Consider the following 15,977-nt stretch of genomic DNA (forward strand, 5'->3'; position numbering starts at 1 on the left):
GTGAGGGAATGATCATTCGCGGCATAGCCGTTGTCTTGGCCTTCCTGTTTGCAGGATCGTTTTTCCTGCCTGTGCTCGAGGATATGACCGGTGCTCGATGTGCGGCGCTGTCCGCAGGGTTTTTATTCGATCGTGACCCCCGCTTTCTCCCATTCGAATTGATCCTGTTTCTGGTATTTATCGGCAGCTATAATGCCACCTCGCTCTTTACGGTGATGCTCCTTGCCTGGCTATTGATCTGTCCGGACCGGACTCGCTTTGCCTGGCTGCGTTGGGTCTATATCCCATTCGTCCCGTACGTCGGCGCTATTTTTGTGCTTGCTGCAAATGACATGCTCTTCCATCCGGGCCTTGGACTGGATGATCTTGGGGTCGGGTATTACCTGTGGAGCGTCTCCGTGATCGGGGTCTGCGTGCTCGCGTGGTTGCCGAGGCACATGAGGTTGGACCGCCTCAAGGAATCAGCTCAAGGCGAAGTTCCTTGAGCATGGGAAATCCTGTGTAGCAGAGAATTTGGTTTTCGCGTCCCGGTGGCCTTTTAAACGCTTCCGGCGCGCCCTCGGCGAGCAGTTTGATTGTGTGCAGTCCGGGAGGCAGGTCGATGACTTCACCGGATTGGAATTTTTCGGAAACCAGTTGGTTCCTTTCCTTGTTGTGTGAGTCCGGTTCCACACCAGTGATTTGGATTGGCATGCGAATGTCTTTACCTTGAGTTTCCACTACAAAGGCCATTTCGCCGATGTCCTGATCGGTGTTGAATCCGTACTTTAAATTCACTACAAATGTGCCACCTTTGTCCACCCGTACGGTCCAGCTAGCAAGGCGCCGTTCTTGATTACGACCGCTCCAGCCGTCAAGGCAGGGTTCCCGGTTGTGCACATGGAGGCCGCCCTCTCCCTGTGCTTCAACCGCCAACATGAGGAGTCCGCCATTCTGATCCTGACGGACGACAAGGGGCATCGCTTCAGGGCTTGGCGTATTCAAGTCGAGGACGAGGACCGTGGCCGCAGGATGAATCGGCTTGTCGCGATTGAGGTGTATAATCGTGCTGTCCTGTCCGGTTTCCCAGGTTGGCCGGGTGTCGGAATCGCCAAGAAATCTCGCCGCCCGGATGGGGCTTTTTAAAGGCAGGTAAATCTTTCCATCTGCAGGCCAATCCATGATGTGGACATACAGGCGAGAGCTTTCTCCTGTGGGTTTCCAAGTGATTGAGCCTTCGCGAATGGGGCCGATTGGATTTGGCCGGGTGCCGTAAATCGCTTCGCTGTTAGTCCGCATCCACGCACCGATCCCCTTGAGCCGCTCAACCACCTGCGGTTCCCATGTGCCGTCTGCCCGCGGGCCGATGTTCAGCAAGTAGTTCCCGCCACGGCTGACGACCAGGCAGAGGTTGCGAATCAATTCATCGGTGCTCTTCCAGTTGGTGTCGGTCGGGTTGTATCCCCAGCCGCCGTTCATGGTCATACACGTCTCCCATGTCTTCTTGTCTTGAACGGATGGAGGGATCCACTGTTCAGGGCAGTCAAAGTCTCCGTATTCATCGAGCTTCAGACGGTTGTTAACGAGTATGTCAGGTTGAGCGGTCAGTTCCTGCCATATACGCATGGCTCCTTCGCGGGTTTTGGTGCTTCTGCCCGAGTCGAACCATAGCAAATCAATGTTCCCGTATGTGCCACCCAGTAGATGGCGCAGCTGAGGCGCGGCGAACTGGTCGACATATTCGTTCCAGTCGCCATCGAGCCCCTTGTACCAATTGGGCCGGGCACCGGGCCGGCTCCAGTCCTGCGACTGGGAAAAATAAAATCCGAATTTAAGCCCGTTTGCCCGCATTGCCTTTGACAGGGGGACCATTGGGTCAGCGGCATAGGGAGTGCGGTCTGCAATATCCAGAGCGGTAAAGGGAAAATCCACCATGCCAAAGCCGTCGTGATGCTTGGCCGTGATGACAAAATATTTCATACCGGCCTCGGCTGCGAGGACCGCCCACTGCTCAGGATCAAATCGTTCAAGGGTCATCTTTGGGGCGAGCGCTTCAACATACTCGTCCTTATCAATTCCTCCCGGTTCCCCTTTGCACATGAGCCATTCAAAGCCCGGACGCATGTCTGGAAATGTAGCGCCTTTCCATTCACCTTCGGCAGCGGCATAGATGCCCCAATGGACGAACATGCCAAACTTGGCCTCCCTCCACCATGCCATGCGCGCATCGCGTTCTTCCGCGGTTTCATTTGCCCGAAAAAGGATTTTCTCCGCCAGCGCTGAGGCGAGGAGCTCCGCCCCTTCAATTCCGAGGTGAACCGGATCATCCGGTTTTTCGAGGCGCAGGTTTTTCTCAGAGCTGACCTCCTCACCGTTTATAAAGGAAAGGTTTTTATCATCCGCCATTCTGGCTGTCACGAGGTCCACCAGCTCGCTCCGGAATTCTTCGATGGTCGCGCCGGTCTTATCCGAGACGGGCCGTTTGGTGAAGAGCGGGGTGATACAAATGATCCGGGTATCGGGATGGTTTTTCCGGATTGTATCGAGAAGTTCATTAACCTTTGCACGATATTGCTCGGGCGTTTTTTGGTCATAATGGAGATCGTTATAGCCAATCAAAATCGTGATCAGGTCGATGGAATCCCAGTCCTCAAGCATCTCCGCGACCGGAACAGAGACTTTACCACCACCGACTGCGAGATTGAATAGCTCATAGCCCAGTTTGCGCGACAGGAGGAAGGGCCAGGTTTTGTGACCAAAGCCGTCCTGTCCGTTTCCGTGCGAGATAGAATCGCCCAGCGCGACATAGACCCGTTTTTTAACGGGGGGAAGGGCGGAACAGGCTGCATCCACGCCTTGGAACTCGACGTTGGCAAAGCTCGGCAAGGCAATTTCAAAGAGCGAGTCGCCGTCTCTTTGTGAAGTAACGGTCAGGACTGCCTCCGTTTCCTTTGGGCTGAATTTGAACTCCTCGACCAGTGTTCCGTTTTCGAAGACACCGAAACCGGAGCCCATATAATTGGCACTCAGGATCTTGAAGCGGGCCGTTATTTCCGGGGCGTCAGTTCTGAAAGCGATGATCCCTCCGGTGGTGTTCCGGGCCTTGTCAGGATTCAGGCCCAGTTCCTTCCGTGGTAATTCCAGGATGTCTTCACGAAAGCGCTGATAGCGCGTGCCAGTCTCCGTCTGGGAAACATAGCGGAGGCCCTGCGTCTCTATCAGGGACTTCGTTGTGGGCTGTGTTTCAGCTGTCGACGAGAGGGCGTAGCACAGGGTGAGGGGAATCAATAGGGTCTTCATCATGCTTTGATCAGCTTGGGGTTTGCTGTTCCTTTGCCTGACATGTTTGCCTCGAGGTTGTTCGGGACAACCCAGAACTCCACTGAGTTGGTCGCCGATTGTGATGAATTAGCGAACAGGTTGGCAATCGGCCTTCTGTGGTCCAAAGGAAATCGGCAAGGCACGCGGAAACCCTCATTTGAATTGATTATGACCGATCCTGATCCACTTCTTCACCTGCACAGCAATTTCGACCATTTTCTGCGGGAGGCCGCCGCCTGGCCAATGTCCTTGCAACTCTTGATGGACAGCCCGCCGCCTGCGCTTCTGTCTGTGTGAAGGACGGCGCAGCCGGTATCTATTGTGTCGCTACACTGGAGGAGTTCCGCGGCCGGGGCCTGGGCTTCGCCATCACCCGCGCCGCCATGGTGGAGGGTACGCGCAAGGGCGCCTCCCACGCGCTTCTCCACGCCACCGAGATGGGCATTCCCATCTACAGGAAAATCGGCTTTACCGAGCAGTGCCGGGCCCCGATCTACGGATTCGGGATGTAGGGTGGGGGTCTGCTTAATCCAATCCCTCAAATGTATCCGTGAGGGCAATCCGAAAAAAGAGGGGATTTTCCGCGAGGGGATACTTTGCCGTAACAACAGTGCCCTCACGCGTCACCACATGCGGCAACCCAAATGCGGGATCATCGATATTAACGAAGTCGCTCCAATCCTGACCATCGGTCGATACCTGTGGCATGATATTCAGCCCGGAAGTGCGGGCCTCCTCCCCGACCGGATACGAAAAAACGACATAGTCGGTATCGTCTATTTTCTCAAAGCCGGACTCGGCGAACTGGATCACCTGAAAGCCCTTGGGAAGTTTTTCAAGACCCAGCCCATGGGCAAATCGCTCAAGATTCGTCACCCCATCATCGAAGAGATGAACCTGTGGTCCGCGAAAGCCCTCGGGCAAGTTATCAACCGCCCATGATTCAAAAGCGGACAGGGGGCGGGGCCCCTTGACGAAGACCCGGTTCAAATGGGTGGCCCGTTGCTTGCCATTTGTGTCTAAAACAACTGCCGTGAAGACGTGAAATCCTCCGGATGATTCATCGACGGTAATCTGTGGAGTGGTGCTATCGGGAGGATCCGATACCCCGACGAGCTCTCCATCGTAGTAAAACGTTGTCTCGGCAGCAACAAAGGGATCCGCCCTGCTATTCTTGATGCTGAAGGCATGGGTGAGCTCGGCCGGTGACTCGACGACCCCGAAGTTGGTCCATGAATTGGGGAGGCTTGCCTTGTTGTAGGAAGCAAAAGCCTGGTAATAGCGGGCGATCTTTTCACTGGGCACCCAGCCATACTGTCGCTTGTCCCCGGGAGCCTCATCGTAAGGATACACTTTAACCGACCCGCCTTCCCAATCGGACTGGTCAACGAGCCACCCATCGGATTCATGGAGATTTTTCAAGGTCACCGGCCCATTGACCGGAGATTGATTGGCGGGATATCGCAAGCGCACGCATTCGGCCAGGAAAGGAAGAATGAGGTATTCGGAATCACCGATCGTGTGACCCTTATCCTCCTCCTCTGTCCATGCCCATAACGCCCCTCGGGGCCGGTTGATATCGAAGAGTGCTTGGTTAGCGAGACGGCGATTATCCAAGTCAAACTCACCGGTGAAAAGCATCCCGGGAGTGAGCAGGGCGGCCGTCTGGGGTTCCGGGATATTCAAGCGCAATTTGAAAGTATTTGAAAACTCCCCTTCAGTGACCAAACGCTCCAGGTCATAGACTTCTGCCCGGGTAAGCGGGATCAGGATACAGATTTGTGCCGCTAATAGAAAGAGGGATTGCTTTGTCATATGCCAGGTTCTCATGTTATTGGGGTTGGGGAACTACGACCAACACGGTCTGATTTTGCGTCGCTGCTACGCGGCTCAATTAACTCTAATCGCTGCCCTCAAGCTCAGGGCAGATCCACATTGAGCTGCAGGAAGTAGCGCTCCCCCGGAAGGAGGGAAACTGTACTCACAAGTCGGATACGTTCACGCTCATCGGGAAGGACCTCCATGACCTCAAGAGTGAAGGGGGCTTCAGTCCACACTTCCAAGTCTGGGGAGCCATCCATCCAGAATACGACTTCAGCGGTAGTGGATCGGATAAACTCGACAGCCAACAGGAACTGGGCGGGATTTGAAGGATCCGGGTGGCTCGCCAAATGCGGCCAGGCATCAGGTGATGATTCCAGCGGAAGCAACCCAAAGGCGTACTTGAAGAGATTGCTCACGCCATCGCCGGCTGGCTCGTCAAGCGGACCGCGTAAGCCTTCCGGAGGCTTGTCCACGGGTGCCAGGCTGTTCATCCAGTTGGTGAATCCATCGCCCGCCGGTGGAAGCTGGACAATGAGCACCACATTCCAGAAGCCTGAGCGCAGGACGTAGGGTCCGTCCGCCGATGTTTCCACGAGGGGTTGCCCGATTGTTCCATTCAGGGCGTAGACGCTGCCGCCGGCCCCGCCGCCACAGGTTCCACCACCGCCGGCGATCACACCGGCGGAGAGGGCACCCGGAAGCGCAAGGATAATCAGCCAGCAGCTCAATAGCCGTGCCGGGAAAAGCGGGAGAAGGGTGTTTGAATGTATCGTCTTCATCGGTGATCCTTCTCAGGGGCACCCGCCATTTGCGGATCCGGGTGTGCCAAAGTCACCTGCCCCGTATTGGCTGGTGGCTGTACACCACGAGCTGCCTGAGTTGTTCTGCAAGGCATCGAGCTTTGTGGGATCGAGGCTTATCGAGGCACCGCTCGGATCAGGGAATGCGAAGCCTCCATCATAGTCGACTCTATCGATTTCAACCAGATTGTAGGAAAGGATGATCGTATCCCCAGCGTTGCTCAGGGGAAAAATCGCGCCATAAGCATAATCGACTGGTGCGCCGCCATTGATTACCGGATCACCGTTGATTCCGAAGACGACATAATCTCCAGCTGCAACGATAAGAGAGCCCGACACGGTGAATCCGGACGCAAAATTATCAAAAATTCCCAAGCCGGATAAATCGACCACCGAACCGGTCGCATTGTAGACCTCAAACCACTCGCCCTGACTGTCCGAAACGACAGCGGGATTTTGCATGATCTCTGTGATGACCAGATCACCGGGGGACAGGTCCGCCACGCCCAGCGGAGGAGGGGCACAGGTGTCGTTTGCGGATCCAGGTGTGCCAAGGTCACCTGCCCCGAATGGACTGGTGGCAGCACACCACGCGCTGCCTGCGTTGTTCTGCAAGGCATCGAGCATCGTGGGATTGAGGCTCATCGAGGCACCGCTCGGATCAGGAAAAGCGATGCCTCCATCGTAGTCGACTCGATCGAATTCCACAAGGTTGTAGGAAAGGATGATCGTATCGCTGGCGTTGCCCAGGGGAAAATTCACATAAGCATAATCGACGGGTGCGCCACCATTGGTCACCGGATCGCCATTGTTTCCGAAGACGACATAATCTCCAGGTGCAACGCTGAGGGAGCCCGTCACGGTGAATCCGGCCGCGAGGTCGTCAACAATTTCCAAGCCGGATAAATCGACCACCACACCGGTCGCATTGTAGACCTCAAACCACTCGCCCTGGCTGTCCGAAACGACAGCGGGATTTTGCATGATCTCGGTGATGACCAGATCACCGGGGGACAGGTTCGCCACGCCCAGTCCGGTCGAGTCAATCCCGTCACAGTCTTGATCTATTCCGTCGAGAGGAATTTCAGGAGCACCTGGGAAAACTGTGGGATCCAGATCATTGCAATCACTGCCGCCGTGGGCGCCTGAATCGTACCCGTCGTAATCCTGATCGTAATCGCTCAGGCCGTCGCAATCCTGATCGACGCCGTCGTACCAGATTTCCGTGGCTTCGGGATTAATCGCCGGATCGCCGTCATCACAATCGCCGCTCGTCCGGATCAAAGCTGAACCGGCAAAATATCCGGGTGGTTGGTCATAGCTGTCAATACTCACACCGTCGGAGTAGAGATCGCCGTCAAGGTCGCGGTACCAGGATTTCATGAGACTGCCATTGCCCACCGCAGTCCAATTGAAGGTGTAGGTTTTGCTGGGATAGGCGATATCGACCGGGTTGATGACCACCAGCTCGAACCCGTCGTTGTCGATGTTGGTCACTTGCGGAAGCAGCAGGATTGGATTAGCGGCATCATATATGCCTGTTACCGTCACCACCGGGGGTGACGCGAAATTGTAGTCGAAAGCAACCCGTCCAAGGCTTGTCGCTTCCGATGGCAGCATCGGGTCAGTGGTCCGCGATTCCGTTCCGTGGCGGACCGTGCCAGCGGCCAGCGAGTACAGGGCATAGGGAGTCGGGCTGATCTTTTGCCGTGGTCCAAGAAGGGCGAAGTCCGCCGGATCAACACTGGCGCCCGGTCGTACCTCAATCTCCAGCCAGGCTTGCTCGCCAGTGAATATTGCCGCGCTGAAGTCCAGCTCCACCGAAAATACGCCGCCGGCCACGTCGACATTGTCCAGCACCAGGGTGCCGTTCAGTTGATTGCCGGCAAAGGCATTATCATAGGCCGTGAAGGTCATGTCATACGGCCCGTCCGCCGGTGCCCCAGCATCTTCAAGCACGCCTTGGTAAGTGAAGCCCGGATGCATGGGCTCCGCTTGTAGTCCACTCACCAGCACGCCCATTAATACCACAAATAGCCCGCTCCCTGTACATCCGTTCGATTTCATGAATCTGAGATATCAAGCAGCGGTCCCACTGGCAACCTTAATATAAATAACAGGAATATGGATTATTAAGTGCGCTTATGTGGTGGGTTGGTTTTATTTAGAAACTACGAAATGCACGAATCGAGCGAAAGGGTGATCCTCACCCCTCCTCCAGCGCCTCGATTTGCTCCTCCACCCATGCCTCAATCTGGTCGGCCGCCCAGCGGCTTGCTTAACGACGCATCGGCGTCAACAGAACCCCAGGTCTTTGATCCAACTGACGGCCGAAGGCCGGAATCCATACCAGCCCCGGCCAACGGCCGGGGTGAAGGAGGCATCATCATCGCAAGGGCTGGAAGCCCGCCTCCATGCCATTGTCATTCCCGGTCAAGTAACCCAGCCCTCCGGCCCGCTGCGCAGGCCTACAAGCTGGGCTGGTATGGCATGGGCCGTTGGCCCATTCGGCCAGGCGGGCCGTGAGGATTTTTGGCGTGTTGGGGGGCATGGGTTCCGGGGGCGTAGCTTTAGTGATTCATTCACCAGATATGCTCAAATTTCTCTATCAATTTTCATTCAGGCCTATCGCTCGACTCCCGTGCTTTATCTTTTCCATACTCTCTATCTGGATCACATCCCTTGGGGCCATAGTGGTGGAAAGGGTGCGGACGATTGACCAGCGGAAATTTCCGGGTTTTCGCTCTTTCAGAAGCTTGTTTCCACCGTGCCCGGTCTTGGCATAGGTTCCCCATCGTCCCCATAGGCCGTCGCTGCCGTAGGCGGAGCCAATGTAGGTTTCCCCGGTCGACATGTCCACGATCCGGTAAATCCCGGCATTCGCTTTCAGGGCCGCCTTCCAATCGCGGTGTGCCCGGGGATCCGCGAAGATGGACCGTAACTGTTCGTAGCTCAGAGAGACTTCCTGATAGCCGGGGAAAAGTGTGGATACCGTGACAGGCAGTATTTCGTAGATGTCCAGGTCCTTCCATTGATGCCACCCGCGTGGATTTCTCCACTGAACGATAAGTCGGTCCCGGTAGGATCTAAGGGATTCAATCTCTTCTAGATCGTAATGTATCCTCGGTATTGTATCTTCATGGGCTTTAAGCATCCATTCGGGCATGTTGGGCCAGTCGGATTTTTTTAAGGGTCGGCTTCCATTAACCCGGTAAGCGCCATAAAACTGGGCCTTGTTAGATTCGATACCAAGGAAGGAAAGCAAAACTTGGCAGCCATGAAATGGCCGAACCGTTTCTTTTTGTTCAGCTTGGTATAGGTCAAATAGGCCTTCTTTTATTATTTGTCTGATTGACCGACCTTGGTGATCTACGTGACGAACAAGTTTAATCTGATTCCCCGGGACATTAAGGCCATCGGCAATGAAGAGCTCTTTAACACTTAGCATAATCTACGCTCAATTCGTTTTAAGTTTAGTTCCCGAAAACCATGCCTTTCCGAAAACTTTTGCTGCATCGATGGATCAATCCTCAAAATAATCGGAATCGAGGCGCTTGAGCTCAACAGTACGGATGGTTGATACGCCGATGTTATGTTCTATCATGAGGTCGGCCAGACGTTGACCGTTGATGAGGATGACTTTTTGTTGAACATTATCGGCATATTCAATCGCAGTTGTTTTGAAGCCACTTGTTGTTATGAATACACCTTTGTCCGCTTGTTTTCCCGCAAGCGCCCCCACAAAACTTTGGATTTCCTTCCGTCCTATTGTTGATTCTGCTTGGTAGCGTTTGGCTTGGATGTAAATCACATCCAGGCCGAGTCGGTCTTCGCTGATGATGCCGTCGATCCCTCCGTCGTTGGATTTCTGGGTCACTTGGGCGGCTTCCTCGCGGGAACCGCCGTAGCCCATGGCGAAGAGGAGGTCGACGACGAGCTGCTCGAAATGGTACGGGTTCATTGCCTGCATATTTTCCAATAGCTCTCCGGCCAGGGAATCATTGAGCTCGTTGTAGGCTGTGTCGATGCGATCATCTGGTGTGGTTGTTTCCAGTTCAACTACTGTTTCTGAACCCGTTCGTCCTTTCTTTTTGCGCTTTGCTGAAGCTTCCTCCCATGCTTCCACATATCCATCAAGATTCTTCAAGTCTGCAGGAGTTATTGGCCCTTGATGCTGTCTCAGGTAATCCTTGCCGGCCTGAGTTATCTCGTAGGTGAATTTTTCCGTGGGATGTTTGGAAATGAATTTTGCTTTCACCAAAGAACTCATCGCCCAGCCAGCCCGATTCTGGATACGGAGATGACCGCTATTAAGACGAGAGTTACGGATTTCATCCGGGAAAGCATATCGATCGGCGATCTTTTGAGCAGCTGTTCGTCTAATGATGGGTTCCTGTTCTGCTAACTCCAGAAGGGGTCTTAGGAATTCGTCCCAGGTAGGGCATTGGGTTGGTTTGTTTTGCATAATCTTAGCGCTCCTCACGCACTCTTGTACTTCTTAAAATTCTCGGCCTGTTCAAAGACCTCCTTGTAGACCTCGTCCCGGTCGACGGGCGGGTAGTCGTTTTCTTGGGCATGGGGGGATTAAATGAATTGAGAGCTGAATCCCGAGCTGATCGGTCCGGGGTATACGTCTAATGATTAGATTCCCTATTTTGAAGAAAAATCGCGTCTAAATGGTAAAAACTTCCTCCTGGACAAAAGCCTACGCAGCAAATACTCCTCTTTTCGATGTCGGGGTACATGGATAGGGAGGCGCGCAAGGCGACTTTTCAGCGGATTCTTCCGTATTTAGGGAAGGCCGTGCCCGCGTCGTTTATTCAAAAGACAGGTGAAGCCCTTCCAGGTCTTGATCGACTCCACAATCTTATTGAAGGCATCTACAAACCTGCAGGCGGTGACTACGCACTGAGCATCGCCAGCATGTTGAAGAATCCCTATGCGGACCGGGTTGAGTACAATCCTGACCGATCCTGGTATTTTGATTACAGTCCAAAGGCCGGCTCGCTGAAATCGGCGGTCAATGCATCCTTGTTCAATTGCCTGGGGGACAAGGAACCGGTTTTGGTACTGAAGCAGCTCAGTGATAAGACTGGACCGAACGGAACCCGTTATCGTCTTCTCGGACTGGGGCTGCTTGAAGGATATGATGAGCAAGTCCGCCTCTTCCGCATTCGGGGCATGCGGATTGAGGAAATCTATGAGTACCTGGGCGAGGGGATGGTCATGGAAGATGACCTGATCGATACAGCAATACAGCTTGAGGCACTGGAGGCATGGAATCCCTTCGAGGATCCAAATCGCCGCCTCTATCGGGTAAATGCCCAGAAGAGGAGCCAGCATTTCCGGCGTATCGTCCTTGGCAACTACAACTCCACCTGCGCGGTGACGGGTCAGCGCTTTGAATTGAATGACATTGTCGAAGCCGAGGCGGCGCATGTCATTTCAAAGGAACAGAACGGTACGGATAATCCAAAGAACGGAATTGCGATGAGCCGATCCGTTCACTGGGCCTTCGATAAAGGGCTCTTTACCTTGTCAGACCAGTATGAGGTGCTGATCCATCCCGAAGCGAAGGCTGCAAAAATTCAAAATTTCCCACTTTTTGAATTGGATCGAAAGAAAATTTATCTACCCGATGAAGAATACTTCCATCCCCACCAGGAAGCCCTTCAGTGGCATCGGGATGAGATTTGGGGCAAGTTTGCGGGGTAAGGCCAACTGAGTTTCCTGTTTAAAACTCCGGGACTTTCTCCTTTTTCTTCTCACTCTTTTTTAGGGCCTTATCGAATTCTTCAAGAACTAGCGGGCTAAGGATTGTAAGCTTCATTGTGTATGGGGAATAATAGGCTAATTTCCCATCGTTGCTAACAAGGACCTCTTGGCGGATCAGTCGAGAGAAGACGCTTGCATCGTGCGAGTGGGTGGCCTTCCAGAAATTGGCATAGGGCTTTAGGGCTGCCTCCAGTTGCTTTTCTGTCCAGCGATGCGGAAGACGGTATTCCACCGCAATTGCTCGGAGGTCAGGACGATTGAAATAAACAGTCGCCGTCAGCTTCCCCTCTTTAAATGTGCGGACCTTGTAAGGACCTTTGATCCTCGGTGAAATGGACCCATTCCATGGAATCCCAAAATGCAGGTATTGCGGAACACTGTCAGCAACCTGTGATCCGTACAGGTCATAGTAATATCGAGTATCGTATCCTAAATCTTCTGAGGCAGCGGACAGCATCCAGGGAAACAAAATGGAAATAGAGATTCCTGCCTTCAGAATTCTAAACCAGTAGTTTTGGGAGGTTGAAATAAAAGTAGAGTGGTCCGGCATGGGCTGCACCCTATTTTCAGGATTTCGTATTGTCCAGATGATTGGAGTTACCCTTTTACTGAAAGTCCCCTGGTATTAATTAAGTGAGCCCGCTTCTGCTCACCTCACCCCTCCACTCGCCGCTCCGCCTCAGGGATGAGCTCATTCAAATCCTCGACCAAGGGCAAGAGGACAGTGTCGGCTGCGGACGTCGGCGATGACGAAGAGCTTGAGGAGGGTGAATTGGAGACGTTCAAAAAAATATTGTAAAGGATACTTGACATGTTAAGTCTGCTTTACATGTTAAGGATACTTTACATCTAAAATCAATTAACACGAATAAGAAAACGAATAGGAAATGATTATGGAAACCATGTGCGAACCGAACAAAACTTACCGCAGACAGATGCTGATCTGGGCCATCACATATTGCGTGGTGACCTATGGTTCCGTCTATACTTTGAAGAACGCGGGAATCGAGCATTTCGGTCTGCGGACCCTGATTGCCCTGCTACCGATGTTACCCATTGCCTGGGTGGGGATCATCATCATGCGGTTCATCCGTTCCCTTGATGAACTGCAGCGGAAGATGCAATTTGAAGCTGTTGTCTTCTCCGCGGTCATGACCGGCCTTCTCACGGGGGCCTATGGCTTCATGGAAGGGGTGGGCTATCCCGAGCTGGATACCGTTTGGGTCCTTCCGATGTTGATGGTCCTCTGGGTTGTTGGACAGGCTCTTGCACGAAAGCGTTACCAATGAAGAACTCACTGAAAGAATTGCGCAATGAGGCGGGTTGGTCGCAGGCTACGCTCGGGGAGAAGCTGGGCGTATCGCGGCAGACCATCATTGCGCTGGAAAACGGAAAATACGATCCCAGCCTGAAGCTGGCCTTTTCCCTGGCGCATGTCTTCGAGCGCCGGATCGAGGACATCTTCACCCACGAATCCGGCGATGAAGGTTGAGGGAAAATAACTACCCTGTCCCCATTTCCCGTTTGAACCACCATCGGGAAGAGATCTTTCTAAGGTCAGCATCGTAGGGCGGAAAGGTATTGATTCATCTTTCTGAGATGCTTATCAGGCCTTTATGCGCTTGGATAGGTTTTGCAAATTAGTCGGAGTATCGCTCCTTTTATTTATCTGGTTGCCGATGCTGTGGGCATTCATTGCATCCAGCCTTTTTTCCTACGATCTGGAACAAATAATTGGGCCAATCGGTGGAGGACCAGCGCCGTCGTCACTTTTTCCCCTCTTTATGACGGTATCCATTTTTATGACCTGGTTTGGTGTCTTCGCCTTGGCGATCTGGACATTCTTCCCGGGTAATTGGTTGGAACGGATCATCCGTTGGCTGAATCACGGTGGAAATGAAATTCATCTAACCAAAATTGTCCTTGATGAGATTCAAGAGGAGACTGCTCTGCCTATACTCGAAGAGTCTTCCTCCGTAGCAGAAATTCCAGAGGTAGAAGGTCATCCAGACCAACGGTACATGCCGCCGGGATCTCGGTCATAGGCGATAATCTCTGCAGTGCCTTACCGCGCCCCTTTCGCCCACGCCTGCTAGGCTTCGGGGGACTTTTCGGGGCGCCAACTTTTTACTGCGCGTCACCCCCTGTTTAGCTCTTCCATGCGCGACTCCATGCGTGCAAGCGTCCTGAAAATAATTGCCACGGAGTCGTGTAAGCGGCAATGAGTCCCTATGAGGATTGCCCTACAAGCTGTTGTTTTGATGTCTGTAATTGTGCTTGCGGGGTGCGGTCGTCGGGAGGGGGACGAAGTGGCCGCCTACGACAACACGGAAGAGGTGGAGGCGTATTATGAGGCGCACCCGGAGCGCTTTGTCTTTGCCAGCCCTGAGGACCTGCCGGAGGGCCTTGACTGGCAGGACGGATCGGAGTTGGCTTCGTTCGGTGATCCGCGGGCCAAGCGGGGAGGGCATCTGCGGTTGAGACTACCCCGGTTGCAGGCGACGCTGCGTGTCCTTGGACCTGATGCCAATGGCAGCCTGCGCGGCCCCTTATGGAACGCCAATTCGGTTTTTCTCGTCTCCGGACATCCATGGGAAGACGGCTACATCCCCGGCCTTGCCCGGCGCTGGGCTGTGGAGAACACGACTCCCCAACGGATTTACTTTGAGCTGGATCCGGATGCCCGATGGAGCGATGGCCGCCCGGTGACGACGGAGGACTTCCTGTTTTCCCTTTACGTCCTCTTGTCCCCGCACGTCCAGGACCCTGCGGTGAACCGGGTGTATGATGAGAACATCGCGAACATCACCCGCTACGACGAACGGACCTTTTCCTTAACCCTCGCGAAGCCGACCCCCAGTCCGCTTGCATGGGGGGCATCCTACATTCTGTTCCAGCGCGAGTTCTACCGTGAATTCGGCCCGGATTACACCGATCGCTACCATTCGCGGTTCGCGCCTGTCACGGGTGCTTACACATTGGATACAGAGGATATCCGGCGCGGTGAGCAGGTCACCTTCCGGCGGCTGACCAATTGGTGGGCGGATGACAAGCCGTTCTACCGGTACCGTTACAATGTGGATAAACTCACCTACGTCGTGGTCCGCGATGACTTCAAGGCGTTTGAGGCCTTTCTCAATGGGACCCTTGACCTGTTCCCGATCAATGAAACCGAACTCTGGTATGACCGCGCAGACGTTGATCCCATCAAGAATGGATATATTGAACGGGCACAGGTTTACCACCTGCTCCCGACGGGAAGCATGGGGCTTTTTATAAATTCAATGAGCCCCCTCCTGGATAACCGGGATATCCGGGTCGGCATTCAACACGCCACCAACTACGAGCGGGTAAACAAGGATATTCATCGCGGCGACCAGCGGCGCATCCGCTCCTTTGTCGACGGATATGGACCCTATGACCATACCGACATGCGCGCCCGTGATTTCAGTATAGACAAGGCATTGGAGGAGTTTGCCAAGGCCGGCTTCACAGAGCGGGGACCTGACGGGATTCTGGTCAATGATGCCGGACAGCGACTTTCCTTCACTTTTTCAATAAGCAGTCGCTCTGAGGAAAGCCGCATCGCCCTTGTCCTGCGGGAGGAAGCCGCCCAGGCCGGATTGGACCTGCGCATCGAGGAAATGGATCCCACCGCTTTCTTCACCAAGGTCTTCGAGAAAAACCACGAGATCTGTCTCTTCGGATGGAATACCGGCTATGCCAAAGTTCCGACCTTTGAATGGGAAATGCGTGGTGAAGATGCTGGAAAGCCAAAGAACTTCAACTCGACGAATATCCGTGACGACAGGCTGGATGCCTTGCTCGAGGAGTGGGATCAGCTTCGGGATCCGGAGAAGGCGTATCAGGTTTCTCATGACATACAGGAGCGCCTCTACGAATACGCCGCCTGGGTGCCCGGCTTGAGTGCCGACTTCACCCGCTGGGGCTGCTGGCGATGGATGCAATGGCCGGAGTACTTCCAGGTGCCCAAGTATTTCATGTTCACCGCCTCGGGTGTCTTCTGGATCGATGAGGACATCCGGGAGCAAACCCTTGAGGCCCGGCGCAAGGGCCAGGGATTTCCCCCGAAGACGACCGTCTACGATCGCTGGAAGCAGTAGCGGGCGGGGACAATTACAGCCCCGAGTCCGGCTTCCCGCGGCCATTCAGGCCGCCAACGCATATCCATTCATATACATCCCCATTCACATACGTCCCCATTCACATTCATACCCAGGCATCGGGTTCGGCGTTGCGGAACCCTCAACCTGGGCT

General features: G+C 54.0%; 14 protein-coding genes. 7 read left to right on the forward strand and 7 right to left on the reverse strand.

Annotation, left to right across the window (positions count from 1 at the left end; all coding sequences use genetic code 11):
• The first annotated feature begins 8 nt into the window (after positions 1-8).
• Positions 9-485 (forward strand): hypothetical protein, encoded by a 477-nt coding sequence (locus tag G0Q06_RS10535; protein ID WP_163965544.1) that lies wholly within the window; start codon positions 9-11, stop codon positions 483-485.
• Here G0Q06_RS10535 and G0Q06_RS10540 read toward each other — a convergent pair.
• Complete coding sequence (locus G0Q06_RS10540; RefSeq protein ID WP_163965547.1) at positions 454-3,282, reverse strand: alpha-L-fucosidase; 2,829 nt, start codon at positions 3,280-3,282, stop codon at positions 454-456. The genes G0Q06_RS10535 and G0Q06_RS10540 overlap by 32 nt on opposite strands.
• A gap of 254 nt (positions 3,283-3,536) precedes the next feature.
• On the opposite strand from G0Q06_RS10540, the gene G0Q06_RS10545 reads away from it, so the two are divergent.
• On the forward strand, positions 3,537-3,812 hold the full coding sequence (locus G0Q06_RS10545) for a GNAT family N-acetyltransferase (RefSeq protein ID WP_163965677.1): 276 nt from the start codon (positions 3,537-3,539) through the stop codon (positions 3,810-3,812).
• A 13-nt stretch (positions 3,813-3,825) separates the two neighbouring features.
• Here G0Q06_RS10545 and G0Q06_RS10550 read toward each other — a convergent pair whose 3' ends face one another.
• The 5 genes from G0Q06_RS10550 to G0Q06_RS10570 form a co-directional block, all read right to left on the reverse strand.
• On the reverse strand, positions 3,826-5,115 hold the full coding sequence (locus tag G0Q06_RS10550; RefSeq protein WP_163965549.1) for a hypothetical protein: 1,290 nt from the start codon (positions 5,113-5,115) through the stop codon (positions 3,826-3,828).
• A 104-nt stretch (positions 5,116-5,219) separates the two neighbouring features.
• Positions 5,220-5,903 (reverse strand): hypothetical protein, encoded by a 684-nt coding sequence (locus tag G0Q06_RS10555; RefSeq protein ID WP_163965551.1) that lies wholly within the window; start codon positions 5,901-5,903, stop codon positions 5,220-5,222.
• 12 nt (positions 5,904-5,915) lie between these two features.
• Positions 5,916-7,991: a lamin tail domain-containing protein gene (locus G0Q06_RS10560; protein WP_163965553.1), complete on the reverse strand. Its 2,076-nt coding sequence runs from the start codon at positions 7,989-7,991 to the stop codon at positions 5,916-5,918.
• A 541-nt stretch (positions 7,992-8,532) separates the two neighbouring features.
• Positions 8,533-9,078 carry a GIY-YIG nuclease family protein gene (locus tag G0Q06_RS10565; protein WP_163965555.1) on the reverse strand — a complete coding sequence of 182 codons (546 nt, stop codon included), beginning with the start codon at positions 9,076-9,078 and terminating at the stop codon, positions 8,533-8,535.
• Positions 9,079-9,447: 369 nt separating this feature from the next.
• Positions 9,448-10,389: a restriction endonuclease gene (locus G0Q06_RS10570; protein WP_163965556.1), complete on the reverse strand. Its 942-nt coding sequence runs from the start codon at positions 10,387-10,389 to the stop codon at positions 9,448-9,450.
• A gap of 266 nt (positions 10,390-10,655) precedes the next feature.
• On the opposite strand from G0Q06_RS10570, the gene G0Q06_RS10575 reads away from it, so the two are divergent.
• Positions 10,656-11,639: an HNH endonuclease gene (locus G0Q06_RS10575; protein ID WP_163965557.1), complete on the forward strand. Its 984-nt coding sequence runs from the start codon at positions 10,656-10,658 to the stop codon at positions 11,637-11,639.
• 19 nt (positions 11,640-11,658) lie between these two features.
• Here the strand turns inward: G0Q06_RS10575 and G0Q06_RS10580 are convergent, their stop codons facing one another.
• Positions 11,659-12,249 (reverse strand): hypothetical protein, encoded by a 591-nt coding sequence (locus tag G0Q06_RS10580; RefSeq protein ID WP_163965558.1) that lies wholly within the window; start codon positions 12,247-12,249, stop codon positions 11,659-11,661.
• A gap of 337 nt (positions 12,250-12,586) precedes the next feature.
• On the opposite strand from G0Q06_RS10580, the gene G0Q06_RS10585 reads away from it, so the two are divergent.
• The 4 genes from G0Q06_RS10585 (at position 12,587) to G0Q06_RS10600 (ending at position 15,823) form a co-directional block, all read left to right on the forward strand.
• On the forward strand, positions 12,587-12,988 hold the full coding sequence (locus G0Q06_RS10585) for a hypothetical protein (protein WP_163965559.1): 402 nt from the start codon (positions 12,587-12,589) through the stop codon (positions 12,986-12,988).
• On the forward strand, positions 12,985-13,191 hold the full coding sequence (locus tag G0Q06_RS10590; RefSeq protein ID WP_163965560.1) for a helix-turn-helix transcriptional regulator: 207 nt from the start codon (positions 12,985-12,987) through the stop codon (positions 13,189-13,191). Before G0Q06_RS10585 ends, G0Q06_RS10590 begins: the two co-directional genes overlap by 4 nt.
• Positions 13,192-13,315: 124 nt before the next feature.
• Entirely contained in the window at positions 13,316-13,744 is a 429-nt protein-coding gene (locus G0Q06_RS10595) for a hypothetical protein (RefSeq protein WP_238710509.1), read from the forward strand.
• Between the two features lie 216 nt (positions 13,745-13,960).
• Entirely contained in the window at positions 13,961-15,823 is a 1,863-nt protein-coding gene (locus G0Q06_RS10600) for an ABC transporter substrate-binding protein (RefSeq protein ID WP_163965562.1), read from the forward strand.
• Positions 15,824-15,977 lie beyond the last annotated feature (154 nt).

Origin of the sequence: Oceanipulchritudo coccoides, from assembly GCF_010500615.1 — a bacterium.
Taxonomy (GTDB): Bacteria; Verrucomicrobiota; Verrucomicrobiia; order Opitutales; family Oceanipulchritudinaceae; genus Oceanipulchritudo; species Oceanipulchritudo coccoides.

Coding starts and splice junctions, on each gene's coding strand:
- G0Q06_RS10535 (WP_163965544.1), top strand. CDS start 9: ATGATCATTCGCGGCATAGCCGTTGTCTTGGCCTTCCTGTTTGCAGGA.
- G0Q06_RS10540 (WP_163965547.1), bottom strand. CDS start 3,282: ATGATGAAGACCCTATTGATTCCCCTCACCCTGTGCTACGCCCTCTCG.
- G0Q06_RS10550 (WP_163965549.1), bottom strand. CDS start 5,115: ATGACAAAGCAATCCCTCTTTCTATTAGCGGCACAAATCTGTATCCTG.
- G0Q06_RS10555 (WP_163965551.1), bottom strand. CDS start 5,903: ATGAAGACGATACATTCAAACACCCTTCTCCCGCTTTTCCCGGCACGG.
- G0Q06_RS10560 (WP_163965553.1), bottom strand. CDS start 7,991: ATGAAATCGAACGGATGTACAGGGAGCGGGCTATTTGTGGTATTAATG.
- G0Q06_RS10565 (WP_163965555.1), bottom strand. CDS start 9,078: ATGCTTAAAGCCCATGAAGATACAATACCGAGGATACATTACGATCTA.
- G0Q06_RS10570 (WP_163965556.1), bottom strand. CDS start 10,389: ATGCAAAACAAACCAACCCAATGCCCTACCTGGGACGAATTCCTAAGA.
- G0Q06_RS10575 (WP_163965557.1), top strand. CDS start 10,656: ATGTCGGGGTACATGGATAGGGAGGCGCGCAAGGCGACTTTTCAGCGG.
- G0Q06_RS10580 (WP_163965558.1), bottom strand. CDS start 12,249: ATGCCGGACCACTCTACTTTTATTTCAACCTCCCAAAACTACTGGTTT.
- G0Q06_RS10585 (WP_163965559.1), top strand. CDS start 12,587: ATGATTATGGAAACCATGTGCGAACCGAACAAAACTTACCGCAGACAG.
- G0Q06_RS10590 (WP_163965560.1), top strand. CDS start 12,985: ATGAAGAACTCACTGAAAGAATTGCGCAATGAGGCGGGTTGGTCGCAG.
- G0Q06_RS10595 (WP_238710509.1), top strand. CDS start 13,316: ATGCGCTTGGATAGGTTTTGCAAATTAGTCGGAGTATCGCTCCTTTTA.
- G0Q06_RS10600 (WP_163965562.1), top strand. CDS start 13,961: ATGTCTGTAATTGTGCTTGCGGGGTGCGGTCGTCGGGAGGGGGACGAA.